Below are 19,701 nucleotides of genomic sequence, written 5' to 3' on the forward strand. Positions count from 1 at the left end.
AACTATGTACGCACAGGAGAAGATTAAGCCCTACACAGGCAAGGCAGAGAAAGGCAAGATGGTGAAGAGCATGTTTGACACCATCTCGCCCACCTACGACAAGCTCAATCTGCTGATGTCGTGGGGCATCGACCGCCGCTGGCGCAAGGCTCTCATAGACAGTCTGAAGCCCTGGCGCCCCCAGCACATTCTGGATGTGGCTACGGGCACCGGCGATCTGGCCATCCTTGCCGCCAAGAGCCTGGCGCCCCAGCAGGTGACTGGCGCCGACTTCTCTGAAGGCATGATGGAGATAGGGCGCGAGAAGGCTGCGCGAGAGGGACTGGGAGAGGTCATCTCCTTTGTCCACGAAGACTGTATGAACATGTCTTTCGCCGACGAAACCTTTGATGCTGTCACTGCCTCGTTTGGCATCCGCAACTTCCAGAGCCTCGACAAAGGCTTGGTCGAGATGTGCCGTGTGCTGAAGAAGGGCGGTCGCCTCGCTATCGTCGAACTGACCACGCCGCAGCGCTTCCCGATGAAGCAGCTCTTTGGCCTCTATTCTCACACCATCCTGCCGCTCTATGGCAATCTGATCAGCCATGATGTCAAGGCATACCGTTATCTGACGCAGACCATCGAGGCTTTTCCTCAGGGAGAGCAGATGACGGAGATACTCAAGAACGCCGGCTTCGAGGAAACCTCGTTCCGGCGCCTCACCTGTGGCATCTGCACCCTGTATCTTGCAACCAAATAACATATTACAGTTATGGACAAATATGGATTAATAGGTTATCCCTTAGGACACTCGTTCTCCATAGGGTATTTCAATGAGAAATTCCAGAACGAGGGCATCGATGCCGTGTACGAGAATTATGAAATCCCCGACATCTCTACGCTGCCCGAGATTCTCGACTCCAATCCGGAGCTGAAGGGGCTCAATGTGACCATACCCTACAAAGAGCAGGTAATCAAATATCTGGATGCCATTAGTCCGGAGGCCAATGCCATAGGTGCCGTCAACGTTATCCGCGTCACCCACAAGGACCGCAAGACCCTCCTCAAGGGTTTCAACAGCGACGTGATAGGTTTCACCAAGAGTATAGAGCCCATGCTGGAGCCCTGCCACAAGAAGGCGCTGATACTGGGTACCGGCGGCGCGTCGAAAGCCATCAACTTCGGGCTGAAGTCGCTGGGTCTGGAGACTCTCTTTGTGAGTCGAAGCAAGAAAGAGGGTGCCATACGCTATGAAGATGTGACTCCCCAGGTGGTGAAGGAGTATAACGTGATCGTCAACTGTACTCCCATCGGCATGTATCCGCACGCTGACGAATGTCCCAACATTCCCTATCATGCCATGGACATGCACACGCTGCTCTACGACCTCATCTACAATCCCGACGAGACTCTCTTCCTGAAGCGGGGCAAGGCTCATGGTGCCACCATCGCCAACGGACTGGAGATGCTGCTCCTGCAGGCATTCTCGTCATGGGAGTTCTGGAACGGCAAAGAACAACTATAATATATATAATAAGGTATAGGCGGGCCGACAGGGCTGCCAGAGCAAACAACACAATCAACACGACAAACAATGACAGACAACAGATATATGATGCGTGGCGTAAGTGCCGCCAAAGAAGATGTGCACAATGCCATCAAGAATATAGACAAAGGCATATTCCCACAGGCCTTCTGCAAGATTATCCCCGATATCCTGGGCGGTGACCCCGATTACTGCAACATCATGCACGCCGACGGCGCCGGAACCAAATCGTCGTTGGCCTACATGTACTGGAAGGAGACCGGCGATATCGATGTGTGGAAGGGCATAGCCCAGGATGCCATCGTGATGAACACTGACGACCTGCTGTGTGTGGGTGCTGTCGACAACATCCTGGTGTCGAGCACCATCGGCCGTAACAAGATGCTGGTGCCTGGCGAGGTAATCTCTGCCATCATCAACGGTACCGACGAGCTGCTGGCTGAGATGCGCGGGATGGGTATTGGCATCTATCCCACTGGTGGTGAGACCGCCGATGTGGGCGACCTGGTGCGTACGATCATCGTAGACTCGACAGTGACCTGCCGCATGAAGCGCTCGGACGTGATAGACAATGCCAACATCCGTCCCGGTGATGTCATTGTGGGTCTGAGCTCTACCGGTCAGGCTACCTATGAGAAGCATTACAATGGCGGTATGGGCAGCAACGGTCTGACCAGCGCACGCCATGATGTCTTTGCCAAGTATCTGGCTGAGAAATATCCCGAGAGCTTTGATCATGCAGTGCCCGACGAACTGGTTTATAGCGGCAAGTATGCTCTCACCGACGAGGTGGAAGGTGCGCCCGTCAATGCCGGCAGACTGGTGCTGTCGCCCACGCGTACCTATGCTCCCGTCATCAAGAAGATGCTCGACGAATGTAGAAGCGAAATTCACGGTATGGTACACTGTACCGGTGGCGCGCAGACCAAGGTGCTGCACTTCGTCAACGACAACTGCAAGGTGGTCAAGGACAATATGTTTGCAGTACCCCCTCTCTTCAAGGCCATCCACGACTGCTCGGGAACAGACTGGAGAGAGATGTATCAGGTGTTCAACATGGGTCACCGCATGGAAATCTACGTCGCTCCCGAAACAGCCGAGAAGATCATCTCCATCAGCAAGAGTTTCAACATCGATGCCCAGGTAGTGGGCCATATCGAAGAGGGCGAGAAGAGCCTTACCATCCATTCTGAATACGGAACATTCAATTATTAATATATGGCAGAAAACAACAACATATTATCTAAACTCGACGGACTGGAAAGCCGATACGAGGAGGTTTCAACCTTGATTACCGACCCTAATGTCATTGCCGACCAGGAGAGATATGTCAAGTTGACCCGTGAATATAAGGACCTGGGCGGCATCATGGATGCCCGCAAGAGATATATCGACTGCATCAACTCTATCAAGGAGGCCAAGGACATACTGGCCAACGAGAGCGACCCCGACATGAAGGAGATGGCGCGCGAAGAGTTGGCAGAGAACGAGGCTCTCCAGCCCAAGCTGGAAGAAGAAATCAAGATTGCCCTCGTGCCCAAAGACCCTGAAGATGCCAAGAACGTGCAGATGGAGATACGCGCCGGAACCGGTGGTGACGAGGCTGCCCTCTTCGCCGGTGACCTGTTCCAGATGTACAAGAAGTACTGCGACTCCAAGGGTTTCACACTCTCCGTGACCAGTGCGTCGGAAGGTGCCGTGGGTGGTTTCAAGGAGATAGACTTCGCCGTGAGTGGTGTGGATGTCTATGGCACATTGAAGTATGAGTCGGGTGTGCACCGTGTGCAGCGTGTGCCTGCCACCGAGACTCAGGGCCGTATGCACACCAGCGCCGCCACCGTGGCAGTGCTGCCCGAGGCCGACAAGTTTGAAGTGACCATCAACGAGGGTGAAATCAAATGGGATACCTTCCGTTCGAGTGGCGCCGGAGGTCAGAATGTGAACAAGGTGGAGTCGGGTGTTCGTCTGCGCTATATGTGGAAGAACCCCAACACCGGCGAGACCGAGGAAATCCTGATAGAATGTACCGAGACCCGCGACCAGCCCAAGAACAAGGAGCGTGCGCTGGCGCGTCTGCGTACGTTTATCTATGACAAGGAGCACCAGAAGTATGTGGACGATATCGCCAACCGTCGCAAGTCGCTGGTATCTACCGGTGACCGTAGTGCCAAGATACGTACCTACAACTTCCCCCAGGGCCGCGTGACCGACCATCGCATCGGTTATACCACCCATGATCTGCAGGGCTTCCTCAACGGTAACATCCAGGATATGATAGACGCTCTCACCGTGGCCGAAAACGCTGAGCGTCTGAAGGAAAGTGAACTCTAAAACAAATAGCATTGACGTTATGAACAGACAAGAACTGGTAAAAGAGATATTTGACAAGAAGTCGTTCCTCTGCGTAGGACTGGATACCGACCTGAAGAAAGTTCCTACCCATCTGCTGAACGAGGAAGACCCTATCTTCGCCTTCAACAAGGCCATCATTGATGCCACGGCAGACTACTGTGTGGCCTATAAGCCCAATCTGGCTTTCTATGAAGCCTTCGGCGTGAAGGGAATCATGGCCTTTGAAAAGACCATTGACTATCTGAACAAGCATTATCCCCATCACTTCGTCATCGCCGATGCCAAGCGAGGGGATATCGGCAATACATCGGCTATGTATGCCCGTACATTCTTTGAGGAGTACAACCTCGATGCCCTGACTGTCGCCCCTTATATGGGTGAGGACAGCGTGAAGCCCTTCTTGGGATATGAGGACAAGTGGGTAATCCTCTTGGCTCTTACATCCAACAAGGGCTCTTTGGACTTCCAGATGACTGAGGACAAAGACGGCGAAAGACTCTTTGAGAAGGTGCTGAAGAAGAGCCAGGAGTGGGGCGACGATACCAATATGATGTATGTGGTAGGTGCCACTCAAGGAGAGATGTTCAAGGACATCCGCAAGTGTGCTCCCACTCACTTCCTGCTGGTTCCTGGAGTGGGTGCCCAAGGTGGCAGTCTGCAGGACGTATGCAAGTATGGCATGACTGCTGATTGTGGCCTGCTGGTCAACTCGTCGCGCGGTATTATCTATGCTTCGCAAGGTGAAGACTTTGCCGAGGTGGCTGCGCAGAAAGCCCATGAACTGCAACAGGAAATGGCAGCTGAATTAGAACGCATTGAACGATAGCAAAATTATAAGCGATCCGGTCTTCGGATTTGTAAAGATACCACGGGGATTGCTGCTCGACATTGTGAAGCATCCCCTGTTTCAACGCCTGACACGCATCAAGCAGTTGGGCTTGACCAATGTGGTATATCCCGGTGCCCAGCACACCCGCTTCCAACACTCATTGGGCGCTTTTCATCTTACGAGTGAGGCCATACTCTCGCTCACGCAGAAAGGCGTGTTCATCTTTGAAAGTGAAGCAGAGGCGGTTCAGTCTGCCATATTGATGCACGACATCGGTCATGGCCCTTTCTCGCATGTGCTGGAGAATACTCTCATCCACGGCATATCCCATGAGGAGATATCGCTGATGATGATGAATGAGATAAACCACGACTTGGGCGACAACCTGACCTTGGCCATCAAGATTTTCAAGGATGAATATCCCAAGCGTTTTCTGCACCAGCTGATTAGTAGTCAGCTCGATATGGACAGGCTTGACTACCTGCGCAGAGACAGTTTTTTTACCGGTGTGACCGAAGGCAATATCGGCTCGGCGCGTATCATCAAGATGCTCAATGTGGTCGATGACAATCTTGTGGTTGACTCAAAGGGTATCTATTCGATAGAGAATTATCTCACTTCGAGGCGGTTGATGTATTGGCAGGTGTATCTACACAAGACAACGGTGGGTTATGAGAAACTGCTGGTCAATCTCCTCTCGCGTGCCAAGTATCTGGCTGACCAGGGAGAGACGGTCTTTGCCACTCCGGCGCTGCACTACTTCCTCTACAACCATATAGATAAGGAGGCGTTTGTGGACAATGCTGAGCCGTTGCAGCATTACAAGATGCTGGATGACAGTGATATCTGGGCGAGTGTCAAGGCGTGGACCACCCATCGCGACCCCATACTCTCGTTATTGTCTCGCAATCTTATAGACCGCAGAATCTTCAAGGTTGAGGTTCGCAGTACGGCAGTGGAAGAGGCAGAAGTGATGGATATAAGGCATCAGATAGCCCAGCGCTATGGTCTCTCTTTTGACGACACAGCCTATCTGGTCAATGTCTCTACCATCCGTAAGGACATGTATGACATCCACGACGATCACATATCCATATTATACAAGGACGGTACGATAAAAGACATCACAGAAGCCTCAGAAATACTCAATATATCGTTGTTATCAAAAAAAATATGCAAATATTATCTTTGTTATCAGCGTTTTTGAATTATATTTACTATATTTGCAGAAATTAATTAATACATAAACTATGGAGTTTACTGCTAAACAGATAGCGCAATTCGTGCAAGGTGTCATCGAGGGCGATGAAAATGCCTCAGTCACTACCTTTACGAAGATTGAAGAGGGTGTGCCTGGTGCCATCTCTTTTCTTGCCAATCCCAAATATACACATTATCTCTATGAAACCAAGTCCTCGGTGGTGCTCGTTGACAAAAGCATAGAACTGGACAAACCTGTAGAGACTACGCTTATCAGAGTGGACAACGCACGTGACTGCGTGGCCAAATTGTTGCAACTCTATGAGAGCATGAAGCCCAAGAAGCAGGGCGTAGACAAGATGGCATTCATCTCTGAGTCGGCCAAGATTGGCGACAATGTGTATATCGGCGCTTTTGCCTATATCGGCGACAATGTTGTGGTGGGCGACGGCTGTCAGATTTATCCTAATGCCACCATCTGTGACAATGTAAAACTCGGTAATAACTGTATATTGTATCCCAACACAACAGTCTATCACGACTGTCGTTTGGGCAATGAAGTTATCCTTCATGCCGGTAGCGTGGTGGGTGCCGACGGCTTTGGCTTTGCCCCCAATGCCGAGACCAACAGTTATGACAAAATTCCCCAGATAGGCAATGTCATTATAGAAGACAATGTTGAAATTGGCGCAAATACCTGTATCGACCGTTCTACTATGGGTAGCACGTTCGTAAGAAAGGGCGTCAAACTTGATAATCTTGTACAGATAGCACACAACACTGATATCGGTGAAAACACCGTGATGAGTGCTCAGGTAGGTATTGCCGGCTCTACCAAGGTAGGCCAGTGGTGCATGTTTGGCGGTCAGGTAGGTATTGCTGGACATATTACTATCGGCAACAAAGTATTCCTGGGTGCCCAGTCGGGTGTACCTGGCAGTCTGAAAGATAACCAGACCCTTATCGGTACTCCCCCTACAGACCAGCGTTCGTTCTTCAAGTCACAGGCCATCATCCGCAGATTGCCCGAGATTTACAAGCAGCTGAACGATTTGCAGAAGGAAGTGGAAGAGCTGAAAAAGCAGAAACAAGATTAATCACATATATCTCTATCAATTAGAGAACAGAGCAAAGTAATATATGGACACAGTAAAACAGACTACCCTTAAAGGTAGTTTCTCTCTCTTCGGCAAAGGATTGCATACCGGTCTTCACCTGACCGTCACCTTCAATCCTGCTCCAGAGAATCATGGATACAAGATTCAGCGTATCGACCTCGAGGGCCATCCCATTATCGACGCCATAGCTGAAAAGGTAAGTGACACCCAGCGCGGTACAGTGCTTTCCAGTGGCGATATCAGAGTAAGCACTATCGAGCATGGTATGGCAGCTCTCTATGCAATGGGTATTGACAACTGTCTGATTCAGGTTAATGGTCCTGAGTTCCCCATTCTTGACGGTTCGGCCATGCAGTATGTCGAGAAAATCAATGAAGTGGGAATCCAGGAGCAAAATGCACCTAAGAACTACTACGTTATCCGTAAGAAAATAGAAATCAAGGACGAAAAGACAGGCTCATGCATCACCATTCTCCCCGACGAGGAGTTCAGCATCACCGCCATGTGTTCTTTTGAGTCCAAATTCATCAACAGCCAGTTTGCCACACTTGACAGTACCAATAACTTTGCCAAGGAAATAGCACCTGCGCGTACCTTTGTGTTTGTTCGTGATATCGTTCCATTGCTCGAGGCTAACCTTATCAAGGGTGGAGACCTGGACAACGCCATCGTTATCTACGAAAGAGAAGTGGAGCAGGAGAAGCTCGACCAGTTGGCCGACGTTCTCAAGGTGCCCCATATGGACGCCAAGAAGATTGGCTACATCCAGCACCGTCCGCTGATGTGGGAGAACGAGTGTACCCGTCATAAGCTCTTGGATATCATCGGTGATATGGCTCTTATCGGTCGTCCGCTGAAGGGTAGAATCATTGCCACCCGTCCTGGCCATACCGTGAACAACAAGTTCGCCCGATTGATGCGTAAGGAGATTAAGCAGCACATGGTTCAGGCGCCTATCTATGATCCCAACGAGGCTCCTATCATGGACAACATCCGCATCCGCGAGTTGCTGCCCCACCGCTATCCCATGCAGCTTGTTGACAAGATTACCGCCATTGGCCCCACAAGCATCACCGGTGTGAAGAATGTAACCAGCAATGAGCCTTTCTTCGTAGGCCACTTCCCACAGGAGCCTGTAATGCCAGGCGTCCTTCAGATAGAGGCAATGGCACAGTGTGGCGGTTTGTTGGTACTCAACCAGGTGGAAGAGCCCGAGCGTTGGTCAACCTATTTCTTGGGTATTACCGATGTGAAGTTCAGGCAGAAGGTTGTCCCTGGCGACACCCTGCTTTTCCGCGTAGAATTGCTTCATCCCGTACGCCACGGCATCAGCTCCATGAAGGGCTATATGTTTGTCGGCGACAAGGTAGTGTCTGAGGCTACATTTACTGCACAAATCGTTAAAAACAAATAATATGAACCAAATAAGTCCTTTGGCATACGTTCACCCAGAAGCCAAACTGGGAGACAACAATATTATAGGCCCCTTCTGCTTTATTGACAAGAATACGGTATTGGGTGATAACAATGTCCTTCAAAACAGTGTTACCATCAATCGTGGTGCTCGTATTGGAAACAATAATGAGATTTTTCCCGGCGCCAGCCTTTCCACCAAACCTCAGGACCTGAAGTATAAGGGTGAGGAGACCATCTGTGAGATAGGCGACAACAACAGTATCCGTGAGTTTGTTACCATCTCGCGTGGTACTGCTTCAAAGGGTACCACCATCGTGGGCAACAATAACCTGCTCATGGAGAATATGCATATCGCCCATGACTGTGTGATTGGTAGCAATATTATCATCGGTAACTCTACCAAGATTGCCGGTGAAGTGGTGGTAGACGATAATGCTATCTTGAGTGCCGAGGTGCTTTGCCATCAGTTCTGCCGTATCGGTGGCTATGTGATGATACAGGGTGGAAGCCGCTTCAGCCAGGATATTCCTCCTTATATTATTGCCGGCAAGCATCCCTTGAAGTATGCAGGTGTCAACATCATCGGTCTGCGTCGTCGTGGATTTAGCAATGAGCTTATCGAAAACATCCACAACGCTTACCGCATCCTTTATTCTAAGGGACTGATGAAGGAAGGCATTGAGGAAATCAAAAAGCAACTTACAGTTACCCCCGAGATTCAGTATATCATAGACTTCGTAAGTTCTTCCCAACGGGGAATTATCAGATAATGAAGACACTGGTTGTTGTTCTTGGGCCGACAGGCGTGGGAAAAACAGAACTCTGCCTAACTATAGCCGAGCATTTGGGCATTGACATCATCAATGCCGACTCGCGTCAGATATTTGCAGAGCTGCCTATCGGAACTGCTGCTCCGACCCAAGAACAACAACAGCGTGTTCATCATCATTTTGTTGGCAATCATCACCTTAATGATTATTACAGCGCCTCTATCTATGAAGAAGAGGTAATGGCGTTGCTGCGCGACAAGTTTGAGCGTGGCGATGTGGCTATGCTTACCGGTGGAAGCATGATGTATATTGATGCCGTATGCAATGGCATCGATGATATCCCAACCATCGATGACGCTACGCGCCAGATGATGAAAGCCAGACTTGAAGCAGAAGGTCTTCCTGCGCTTGTTGAGGAGCTTCGTCGGCTTGATCCCGAACACTATCAGATCGTTGACAAGAACAATCCTCGCCGTGTCGTCCATGCCTTGGAAATCTGCTATATGACTGGCAAGACCTACACATCCTTTCGTACCAACAGTAAGAAGGAACGTCCTTTCCGTGTCCTCAAGATTGGTCTTAATCGCGACCGCGGAGAACTCTATGAACGTATCAACCAGCGTGTTCTTGACATGATGGATGCAGGTCTGGAGGACGAAGCTCGCCGCTGTTATCCCCTCAAAGGACTCAATTCGCTCAACACAGTAGGTTATCGGGAGATGTTTGATTATTTTGATGGACTCACCGACCGCGTCGAAGCAATCCGTCGCATCCAGTCCAACTCTCGCAGATATATGCGCAAGCAACTCACATGGTTCAAAAAGGACCCTGAAATCGTATGGTTTCACCCGGATAACGTTAAAGAAATCATAAATTATATCGACACACACTTATTAGACAAATAGTTTTCGTACTTTTGTACGTGCATAACAGCTTGTTTTATTAACTATGGATAAAGTTAAATTCCTCTACCTGTGGTGTAGGGCCAAAATCACAGCCTTTTGGGCGTGGTACAAGAACCTCTACGTGGGCGCTCCCGTATGGAAAAAGGCGTTGATAGGATTTGTTTCCGTTATCGTTTCTTTCCTTTTGTATTTAGGCGCTGTTGACATCAACTTCCTTTGGCTGTTTGGTAAGTCACCCGGTTATTTCTCCGGCATCCTTAATCCTCAGACCAGCCAGGCTTCTGAGATTTACAGTGCTGATGGTCAGCTCATTGGCAAGTTCTTCAGTGAGAACCGTACCCCTGTTAAGTATGAAGAGATTACTCCTGATTTCTTCAAGGCCCTTGTTGATACCGAGGACGAGCGTTTCTACAGCCATTTCGGTATTGACCCCATTGGTATCTTTGGCGCCGTCAAGGATGCTGCCTTGCGCCATGAGGGCCGAGGCGCTTCTACCATTACCCAGCAGTTGGCCAAGAATATGTTCCGTGTCCGTTCTCACTATTCTACTGGACTTTTGGGTAAGATTCCCGGTCTGCGCATCCTGATTGTCAAGAGCAAAGAGTGGATTATTGCGCTGAAGTTGGAGTCACGTTACAACAAGAAGGAGATTATCACGATGTACGCCAACACCGTTGATTTCGGTTCCAATGCTTTTGGCATCAAGACTGCCGCCAAGACCTATTTCAATAAGTTGCCCAAGGATCTCACCACCGACGAAGCAGCCATCCTTGTGGGCATGCTCAAGGCTACCACCTATTACAATCCCAAGAGTCATCCCGAGAACAGCCGCTCACGTCGTAATGTCGTGCTGAGCAACATGCTGAAGCATGGCGATTTGTCGCGAAGCCGGTATGAGGAGTTGAGCAAACTCGATATCAAGCTCAATTACAAGGTGGAAGACAATTATGATGGTCAGGCCACTTACTTCCGCAATGCCGTTGCCGAAGCCTGCGACAGTCTGCTTGTCGGCGTAGGCGCAGGTGTCGGTTCCGATGATGATGACAACAAAGCGCCAGACCTCTACACGAGTGGCTTGAAGATTTATACTACCATAGATACGCGTATGCAGAAATATGCTGAAGAGGCAGCCAACAAACAGATGCGTATCATCCAGCGCAACTTCAACAACCATTGGGGCAAAGAGGAACCATGGCAGGATGAGCACCACCAGGTTATCCCCGGTTTCATCGAGGGTATCGCCAAGCGCCAGCCCTTCTACAAAGCCTTGGTCGAGAAGTTCGGCGAAAACGCCGACTCTATCGACTATTATCTCAACAAACCCCACACGGTCAAGGTCTTTGACTATGCCAATGGGGAGATTGAGATGGAGATGTCCAGCCTTGACTCTATCCGCTATATGGTGCGCTTCATGCACTGCGGTATGGTTGCCATGGAACCCCAGACCGGCGCTGTAAAGGCATGGGTGGGCGACATCGATTTCAAGCATTGGAAGTATGACAAGGTTACAGCCATGCGCCAGCCTGGTTCTACCTTCAAGCTCTTCGTATATACCGAGGCGATGAACCAGGGACTTACTCCGTGCGACAAGCGCCGCGACGAGCAGATTAGCATGGATGTCTTTGACAGCAAGAAACAGGAGATGACCCGTTGGACTCCCACCAATGCCAATGGAACCTTCAGCGGCGACTCTATGCCTCTCAAGTCTGCCTTCGCCCGAAGCGTCAACTCTATTGCTGTACGCTTGGGCCAGGAGATGGGCATCAAGCGCATTATCTCTACGGCCCACGCCATGGGTATCGACAGTCCGCTCGACGACGCCCCCGCCTTGGCCCTCGGTTCCAGTGATGTGCGTCTTCTCGAGTTGGTCAACTCCTACTGCACCGTGGCCGACAATGGCCGTCGCCATAAACCTATGCTGGTTACCCGTGTCGAAGACAGGGACGGCAGGGTCATCTATCAGGCCGACACCCAGTCCGAGCAAGCCATATCCACCAAGTCAGCATTCTTCATGCAGCAGCTGCTACAGGGAGGTATGCGCGAGCCGGGCGGAACTTCGCAGAGTCTGTGGGGCTATGTCGGCGATGTGCGCGACACCGAGTTTGGTGGAAAGACGGGTACCTCCAACAACCATTCCGATGCTTGGTTCGTGGGCGTCAGTCCGCGTCTCGTCGTAGGAGCATGGGTTGGCGGCGAATATCGCTGCATCCATTTCCGCACTGGTGCCTTGGGACAGGGTAGTCGTACGGCTCTCCCCATCTGTGGTTATTTCCTCCAGTCGGTTTTCAAAGACCCTGCTTTCCAGCAATATCATGGCAAGTTCGTCAAGCCAGCCGATGCCGACATCTCGCGCGTTGACTACATCTGCGACAGCTACTATCAGAAAGCCAAGAACGACAGTACAGCTACTGATAGCCTTGAGCTCAATTCGGAAGAGATAATACTTGATGAAAACGGCAATCCTGTCATCCGTAAGGAGGAGAAGTCCGAAGTCGGAACCTCTTCTGAGCCCGGTTCTCAGGGCGACCACAAGCCCCATAAGCCCACCGAGCAGGCAGTTCGTTTTGATGATTTGTAATTATCCATAGGTTTGGAACATATCAATCTTGACAACGAAGAGTTTCAGAAAGCTCTGCAAATCATACAGTTTACCCGTCGCTCACTTTTCCTTACCGGAAAGGCAGGCACGGGTAAATCTACGTTTCTCCGCTACATCTCCGAGACCACCAAGAAGAAACATGTCATCCTCGCGCCTACTGGTATAGCCGCCATCAATGCCGGTGGCTCCACGCTTCACAGTTTTTTCAAGCTCCCCTTCCATCCTCTGCTGCCCAATGATACCCGCTACAACGTGCGCAATATGCGTAAAACACTGCGCTACACCAGCGAGAAATGCAAGCTGCTACGCGAGGTCGAACTGATTATCATCGACGAGATTAGCATGGTGCGCGCCGACATCATCGACTTTATTGACAAGGTGCTGCGCGTCTACAACCGCAACATGCGTGAGCCGTTTGGCGGCAAGCAGCTCCTCCTTGTCGGTGATATCTATCAGCTTGAGCCTGTCGTTCGTGAGGAAGACCGTCAGTTGCTTGCGCCTTTCTATCATTCCCAGTTCTTCTTCGATGCCAAGGTCTTTGCCTCCCTCCAGTTGGTAAGCATCGAACTGACCAAGGTGTATCGCCAGAACAATCCTACCTTTATCAAGCTGTTGGACCACATCCGTTCGTCGCATGTCACCACTGCCGACCTCGAGATGCTCAATCGCCAGGTGGGTGCCGACATTGACACCTCCGACTCTTCGCTCTCCATTACGTTGTCCACCCGTCGCGATACCGTCGATTACATCAACAGCACGCGTTTGGCTGAGCTTGATGGCGATGCTACCATCTTTGATGGAACCATCGAAGGCGATTTCCCCGAGAACAACTTGCCCTCTCCACTCAAACTCGAACTCAAGGTGGGCGCCCAGGTACTCTTTGTGCGCAACGACAAGGAGAAACGGTGGGTCAATGGCACTCTGGGCACCGTCACGGGTTTCTCGCTCGATGTTGAGGATAGTAAGGACGCCATCATCTATGTCCGTACCGAGGATGGAGTGGAGTTTGATGTTGAGCAGGAAATCTGGAGCAATATCAAGTATACCTTCAACGAGAAGGAACAGAAGATTGAAGAGTCTGTTCTTGGCACTTTCTGCCAGTTCCCTCTGCGTTTGGCGTGGGCCATTACCGTGCACAAGAGCCAGGGCCTTACCTTCCGCAATGTCAAAATCGATTTCAGCGGCGGAGTCTTTGCCGGTGGGCAGACTTATGTTGCCCTTTCGCGCTGCCGTTCGCTCGAAGGCATCAGCCTCAAGAGCCCCATCCGGCGTGAAGATGTCTTCGTCAAGGCCGAAGTTTCCCGTTTCGCCAAAAACTATAATAACCAGCAGCTTATTCATGCCGCTCTCGAACAGGGCAAGGCCGACAAGCAGTATTATGATGCCGTCAAGGCCTTTGATGCAGGCGACATGCAGACCGCGCTGGATAACTTCTTCCTCGCTATCCATAGCCGTTACGACATCGAACGCCCTGTTGCCAAGCGTTACATCCGTCGCAAGCTCAATGTCATTAACCAGAAGGACCAGGAGATAGCCCGTTTGATGGAAGAAATCAAGAAGAAGGAGAAATTTCTCAAGAAACTGGCTGTCGAGTATGTCGTCATGGGCCGCGAGTGCGAGAAGGAGCATTTCACCGAGGCTGCCATCCGAAACTTTGAGAAAGCCCTTGAGCTCTGTCCCGATATTCCCGAAGCGAAGCGACGGTTGAAGAAACTCAAGAAAGACTGATTTCCTCTATACCTTTTATATATATGACTACAGGCAGACAGAAATGCGACCTCCTGAGGAGCATACGCCAGCAGCTGGCTATCGAGTATGGGTTGGATTACACTCCAGCAGAGTGCCATCATGTGGGCGACTGTCCCGGCACTTGCCCCGTGTGTGATGCCGAGCTTGCCAATCTTCAGCGACAGCTCGACGAGCGTGGTATCACCGAAGTTGCGGAGAAAATAGATATCCGCAGCGCCATTACTACCATAGACCCTGATGAGGAATACCACGATTTGGAAGGTCTCGCCGGTCCCATGCCGCGTGGACGGGATGCAAAGATTACAGACATCCCCGAGGGAATTATTCCTGATGACATGCTGTTGCAAGGAGAAATCATGCCGACAGATTATCTTGACCGCGATTAACCTTTTCTCCATTGCCCCTTCAATGCAGCAAAATAAAATAATTTTGCCCTTTTCCTTGCGCATCCGACTGATTATGCCTAATTTTGTAATCTAAACGCTTTATTAAAATAGAACAAATGGCAACACCGCACATTTCAGCCGCAAAGGGCGATTTCGCCAAGACAGTGCTTATGCCTGGCGACCCGCTTCGCGCAAAGTTTATAGCAGAGACATTCCTCGAGGATGTCAAGTTGGTAACATCGGTTCGTAATGCCCTCGGCTATACCGGTCTGTACAAGGGCGTACCAGTTTCAGTTATGACCAGTGGCATGGGTATGCCCAGCATTGGCATTTACTCTATGGAGCTTTACAAGTTCTATGGTGTAGAGAACATTATCCGCATCGGTTCGGCTGGTAGCTATCGCGACTGGCTCAAGGTGATGGATGTCACTCTTGCCGAGGTAGCCGTGAGCGAGTCTTCCTACGCTCTTGTACAGGGTGGCTGCAAGGACAACGCCATCAAGCCAAGCCAGGAACTCAATGACGTCATCAAGGCCAAGGCCAAGGAGATAGGTATTGAGTGCAAGCCCAGCGTAGTTCATTCCAGTGATGTCTTCTATCGTGATGCCTCACAGGGTACATGGCAGGATATCATCAAGCAGAATGGCAGCGACTGCGTAGAGATGGAGAGCTTTGCCCTCTTCCACAATGCCAATATGACAGGCAAGCGCGCAGCCTGCCTGCTTACCATCAGCGACTCTTTTGTCGACCACACCGAGTTGTCAGCCGAAGACCGCCAGAATTCATTTACCAAGATGATGACCCTGGCGCTCGAGAGTGCCATCGTGCTTTAATCTGTCTTAGTACGCATTATAGAAAAGCGCAGACCCGGCCGGGTCTGCGCTTTTTTAATCCATTTCCGTTGTATTCTTGTCACACGATACGTTGCAGTCTCAGGCGTTAGTGGCAGTTATCTGTACTACATCTGCCGCAATTGCCTATTATAGGGTGGAACATTATTGCAGTTTTTTGTATTCATCTTCGCATACAGGTTCCAGCCATTCGTTAGAGGCGTTTTCGCCAGGAACCTCGAAGGCGAGGTGGGCAAACCAGCTGTCTTTGGCAGCACCATGCCAGTGTTTCACGTTGGCAGGAATGTGGATAACAGTACCTGGCATTATCTGCTGTGCCGGCTTGCCTTCTTCCTGATACCACCCACGGCCACCCACACCTACCAGCATCTGGCCGCCGCCTGTTGTGGCATGGTGTATATGCCAGTTGTTGCGGCATCCAGGCTCAAAGGTTACATTGGCAAAAGGTATCTGACTCGTGGAGATGCGGGCAAGATAACTATTACCTTTGAAGTAAGCAGCGTAGGCTGTGTTAGGCTCGCCGATGGGAAATATCATCTCACGTTGGAAAGCGGCCTTGGCGTCATCGCCGGTCACATCTTCGTTCCACACCTCTTTGGCAAGATTGAAGGCAGCCCAAGCCTTGGGCCAACCGGCATAGAAAGCGATATGTGTGATTATCTCGGCTACTTCTGTACGTGTGAGGCCGTTGTTCTTGGCAGTTTGTAGATGGTATTTCAACGAACTGTCTGTGATGCCTTGGCTGATAAGTGCTGTAATGGTTACCATACTTCGGTCGCGGAGGGAGAGTAGGTCGTTGCGGCTCCATACTTCTCCGAAGAGTATGTCATCGTTGAGGTGGGCGAACTCTGGAGCAAACACTCCCAATTGCATGCGTCCTGCGGTCTGTTCTATTTTCTTTTGTGCCATAATGTTGAGTGTTATCATTGTTAATAAAATAAATATTACGAGTCTTTTCATAGCTGTCAATAGTTAAGTCGTTTCAACCATTTGTCTACTTTCGAGAGATTATTGCGGGTCTCATGACCGTAGATGCTCATTGCCTCTTTGAAGGTGGCGTTGGGGTACAGCTTCTTTAGGTCGTTTACCACATTGCCAAGCCCGCTTCCTTCATGGGTGGTAAAGGGGATAATGGTCTTGCCGTTCAAATCGTATTTGTCGAAGAAGGTAAACATTACTTGTGGATAGGTGCCCCACCATACTGGTCCGCCGATAAAGATGGTTTCATATTGGTCCATGTCATTCACCTCGCCCTTGAAGGCCGGCTTCTCGTTGTTCTCTGCCTCTTTCTTTGCAAGTTTGGTGAGGGCATCATACGTCATGTCGTAGCTTTTCTCCGCGACAATCTCAAACTCGTCACCGCCCGTGAGTTTCTGTATCTGGTCGGCCACAAGTTTGGTGTTGCCCACCTTCACATTGCCCACTCCGTAGTTCTCCCCGGCATGCGAGAAGAATACAATCAGTATTTTTCCTTTGCTCTCCATAGAGGCTTGTTCTTTTTGTTGCGATGACTTCACACTTCCGTTACATGCAGCAGAAACCATGAGTGCCGAAACCATCATTGTTGTATACTTCAATACTCGTTTCATAATCGATAGTTTTATTATGTTTCGATTTACAATGCAAAGGTATATAGAAACTGAATTGGCATTGTTACCTATATTACGCCAATTATTACCGTTTTCTCCTAACGTGGCTCCCCCCGTTGCGGCGTAACGCAAAATCGCATATTCGTATACAGTACTTTCCTGTATGCGAATATGCGATTTGTTGGCTTCGGGCGTTCTGCTCGGTATGAACAGCCCGGCGTCTATTCAAAGTATTTCTTCAGCAACTGTCGTGACAGCTGTACTGGGTCTTGCTTTTGGGGATATTCGATGGGTACTTCCAGTTCGCAGAACTTCTCTTCAAACTCGTAGCACTCTTTGACAAAGCTGTCTTCATCATACTCGATGCCCCGTTCACGGCAGTCGATGGCGCGGTCTACGAACATGCTCCAGCGTGGCAGATAGAAACTCTTGAGCAGTCCGTCCCATGGGCGGCCGGCATAGTCGTTGAGTCCTGCCAGGTTGTTGTTCCACACGGTGACGATGCGGCGGGCGTTGCGCTCATAGTAGTCTTTCTCCTCGGCAGAGTTGCCCCAGCTGCGAGCCTGTTCTATCCATCGCTTCATGGAGAACACGGGGTGGCAGGCGGTCAGGGCAGCCTCGTCGGCCAGCACCTCTTTCATCTCACTTCCCAGACGCTTCATCTCCTTGAGGTCGTAGCAGTCGTAAGCCACGACAAACTTGCGCCAGAGCACGTAGAAGTGTTCCTCCAGACACTGGCGGCCGATGTTCACCACGTCCATCTTGTATCCGTCGCGGTCTGAATTGAGGTTCACCATCTCCTTCCATATTTCGTTCTGTGCCTCGCGCGTGGGCGTACATTTATCTTTCTTTTTCATTCCCGGACGCGACTCCACAAAGGTGTAGTTGTATGTGCGTGGCACGTCGAGCACCCGCTCGCAGTAGTCACGATACACCTTGTGTGCCTTTTCGTCTATGCGGCCCATGCGCTGGTCGGCCAGCGAGTTGCGCCACTCGTCGAGGGTGCCAGGCATATTCCATGCCTTGTCAAAGAGCATGCTGAAGGCAAACTGGTTGACATCGAGGGCTTCGAGTGTAGCACCCACGCCGCTGAAGTTAGAGCCCGCCTTCTTGTATGTATTGTCTATATAGTTGTATATGCGGTCCGAGGGAGCCACCAGACGGTTGCGTCCGCCAAAGTTGTTGAGATAGCACCAGATGAAGGGCTGGCCGTAGAACGACTCAGTGGTTTTCCACATCTGTACATTCTCACACCAGTAGTCGAGCATAATCAGGCGACCCTGTGGCACACCTCTGAAGAGAGCCTTCATGCGTTCGCCGTTCCATCCTGGCATGTATTTGTAGGTCCAACTCATCTGCAGCCAGTGTGCATCCTTGTCTGCAGCAGCCAGCGACTCGTATATACCGCGTGAGAGCATGGCCAGAGAGTCACAGTTGAACGTGGGCGGGTCTACCTCGTTGAACGGGTCTATGCAGTACATGTGGTCGGTGCCATACATGCGAGTCTGCTCTTCGATGAAGGCGCGCTGTATCTTGGCAAACATGGGGTCGGTGGCAAAGAGGAAACGGCATCGGTAGCGCTCGGGGTCTTTGAATGAGCCCCAGTACGACACGTCGGTATATTTGAGACCTTTGTGTTTCTCTACGAATTTTGCGGGCACGTGTCCGGCAAATCCCGACAGCACGGGAGTCATGTTCAGTTCGCGTTGGCGCTTCAGTATCTGCTTCTGCAGCGTCTGCTGACGGTCCATCCAGTCGCGGGGCAGAGGTCCCATGAAGGCGTCGAAGTTGCACATGCGGTGCCAGCCCAGATAGGCGGGGCCGGAGAAGAAGGAGCGAATCTCTTCATCGTTGAGCCCGAACTTCTTCCACACGTTATACCAAGTCGATTCCTGACCGGTGATAGCCAGAGGCATGTTGACACCGTTGAGCGCCATCCAGTCGATGAAGTGTTCCCACTCACGCCAAGTCCACCAAGGCAGCGAATAGCCGTAGGTGCAGTAGTTGAGGAAGAAACGCATGGGAAGCCGCGACTCTATTCTTACCTTCTCTTTGACAGCAGGCATAGTCTCCGGCAGTTCGATAGGGTCGTCTTTGTACCAAGAGATGGCGGTGTGACAATAGTTCTTGAGATAGTGGTTCAGGCCCATAGCCATGCTGTTGGCGTTGTTGGCGCTGATGACCACCTTGCCCTGGTTGCTCTCCAGGGTGAATACGTCTTTTGTGGAGTCAATCTTTTTGAAGACCACTGTCTGGGCCTTGTTGCCCAGTATACGTCGCGCCAGATTCTGCGCCGTCTTGACATCGTTGGATGCCATCATGCCTATGGTTACCGCCATCAGGCAGAGGGTAGTAATGATTCTACGGTTCATGATATAAGTTGATGAGTAGTTGACAAAGTGGGGGTGGGGT

17 protein-coding genes are annotated in these 19,701 nt (G+C 50.7%); 14 read left to right on the top strand and 3 right to left on the bottom strand.

What is annotated here, in order from left to right; all coding sequences use genetic code 11:
• The first annotated feature begins 4 nt into the window (after positions 1 to 4).
• The 14 genes from ubiE (at position 5) to deoD (ending at position 15,682) form a co-directional block, all read left to right on the top strand.
• Positions 5 to 739 (top strand): bifunctional demethylmenaquinone methyltransferase/2-methoxy-6-polyprenyl-1,4-benzoquinol methylase UbiE, encoded by a 735-nt coding sequence (gene ubiE, locus CIK95_RS07195; protein WP_094466648.1) that lies wholly within the window; start codon positions 5 to 7, stop codon positions 737 to 739.
• A 12-nt stretch (positions 740 to 751) separates the two neighbouring features.
• A complete protein-coding gene (locus CIK95_RS07200) occupies positions 752 to 1,504 on the top strand; it encodes a shikimate dehydrogenase (protein WP_094466649.1) in 753 nt (250 codons plus the stop codon).
• Between the two features lie 69 nt (positions 1,505 to 1,573).
• Entirely contained in the window at positions 1,574 to 2,740 is a 1,167-nt protein-coding gene (locus CIK95_RS07205) for an AIR synthase-related protein (protein WP_094466650.1), read from the top strand.
• Positions 2,741 to 2,743: 3 nt separating this feature from the next.
• Positions 2,744 to 3,856 carry a peptide chain release factor 1 gene (gene prfA / locus CIK95_RS07210; protein WP_022310274.1) on the top strand — a complete coding sequence of 371 codons (1,113 nt, stop codon included), beginning with the start codon at positions 2,744 to 2,746 and terminating at the stop codon, positions 3,854 to 3,856.
• A gap of 19 nt (positions 3,857 to 3,875) precedes the next feature.
• Positions 3,876 to 4,703, top strand: a complete 828-nt coding sequence (gene pyrF / locus CIK95_RS07215; RefSeq protein ID WP_094466651.1) for an orotidine-5'-phosphate decarboxylase — start codon at positions 3,876 to 3,878, stop codon at positions 4,701 to 4,703.
• Positions 4,693 to 5,913 (top strand): HD domain-containing protein, encoded by a 1,221-nt coding sequence (locus CIK95_RS07220; protein WP_094388220.1) that lies wholly within the window; start codon positions 4,693 to 4,695, stop codon positions 5,911 to 5,913. Before pyrF ends, CIK95_RS07220 begins: the two co-directional genes overlap by 11 nt.
• Positions 5,914 to 5,956: 43 nt before the next feature.
• Positions 5,957 to 7,003 carry a UDP-3-O-(3-hydroxymyristoyl)glucosamine N-acyltransferase gene (gene lpxD / locus CIK95_RS07225; protein WP_094388219.1) on the top strand — a complete coding sequence of 349 codons (1,047 nt, stop codon included), beginning with the start codon at positions 5,957 to 5,959 and terminating at the stop codon, positions 7,001 to 7,003.
• Positions 7,004 to 7,046: 43 nt separating this feature from the next.
• Positions 7,047 to 8,438, top strand: a complete 1,392-nt coding sequence (locus CIK95_RS07230) for a bifunctional UDP-3-O-[3-hydroxymyristoyl] N-acetylglucosamine deacetylase/3-hydroxyacyl-ACP dehydratase (protein ID WP_022310278.1) — start codon at positions 7,047 to 7,049, stop codon at positions 8,436 to 8,438.
• A 1-nt stretch (position 8,439) separates the two neighbouring features.
• On the top strand, positions 8,440 to 9,210 hold the full coding sequence (gene lpxA / locus CIK95_RS07235) for an acyl-ACP--UDP-N-acetylglucosamine O-acyltransferase (protein ID WP_094387202.1): 771 nt from the start codon (positions 8,440 to 8,442) through the stop codon (positions 9,208 to 9,210).
• The gene (gene miaA, locus CIK95_RS07240) at positions 9,210 to 10,115 is read left to right on the top strand and encodes a tRNA (adenosine(37)-N6)-dimethylallyltransferase MiaA (RefSeq protein WP_094466652.1); all 906 of its coding nucleotides are present in this window, start codon (positions 9,210 to 9,212) and stop codon (positions 10,113 to 10,115) included. Before lpxA ends, miaA begins: the two co-directional genes overlap by 1 nt.
• A gap of 43 nt (positions 10,116 to 10,158) precedes the next feature.
• The gene (locus CIK95_RS07245) at positions 10,159 to 12,693 is read left to right on the top strand and encodes a transglycosylase domain-containing protein (protein WP_094466653.1); all 2,535 of its coding nucleotides are present in this window, start codon (positions 10,159 to 10,161) and stop codon (positions 12,691 to 12,693) included.
• 12 nt (positions 12,694 to 12,705) lie between these two features.
• Positions 12,706 to 14,442 carry an ATP-dependent RecD-like DNA helicase gene (locus tag CIK95_RS07250; RefSeq protein WP_254046438.1) on the top strand — a complete coding sequence of 579 codons (1,737 nt, stop codon included), beginning with the start codon at positions 12,706 to 12,708 and terminating at the stop codon, positions 14,440 to 14,442.
• 23 nt (positions 14,443 to 14,465) lie between these two features.
• Positions 14,466 to 14,849, top strand: coding sequence for a hypothetical protein (locus CIK95_RS07255; RefSeq protein WP_094466655.1), 384 nt, complete (start codon positions 14,466 to 14,468; stop codon positions 14,847 to 14,849).
• A gap of 116 nt (positions 14,850 to 14,965) precedes the next feature.
• Complete coding sequence (deoD, locus tag CIK95_RS07260; RefSeq protein ID WP_022310284.1) at positions 14,966 to 15,682, top strand: purine-nucleoside phosphorylase; 717 nt, start codon at positions 14,966 to 14,968, stop codon at positions 15,680 to 15,682.
• Positions 15,683 to 15,844: 162 nt separating this feature from the next.
• Here the strand turns inward: deoD and CIK95_RS07265 are convergent, their stop codons facing one another.
• From CIK95_RS07265 to CIK95_RS07275, 3 genes are all read right to left on the bottom strand, one after another.
• Positions 15,845 to 16,660, bottom strand: coding sequence for a carboxymuconolactone decarboxylase family protein (locus CIK95_RS07265; protein WP_094466656.1), 816 nt, complete (start codon positions 16,658 to 16,660; stop codon positions 15,845 to 15,847).
• Positions 16,661 to 16,665: 5 nt separating this feature from the next.
• Complete coding sequence (locus CIK95_RS07270; RefSeq protein WP_254045993.1) at positions 16,666 to 17,289, bottom strand: flavodoxin; 624 nt, start codon at positions 17,287 to 17,289, stop codon at positions 16,666 to 16,668.
• Between the two features lie 221 nt (positions 17,290 to 17,510).
• Positions 17,511 to 19,701 (bottom strand): alpha-N-acetylglucosaminidase (locus CIK95_RS07275; protein WP_216820585.1); only part of this gene is annotated, 2,191 nt, incomplete at its 5' end.

It is taken from the genome of Prevotella sp. P5-108 (assembly GCF_002251385.1).
Lineage (GTDB): Bacteria > Bacteroidota > Bacteroidia > Bacteroidales > Bacteroidaceae > Prevotella.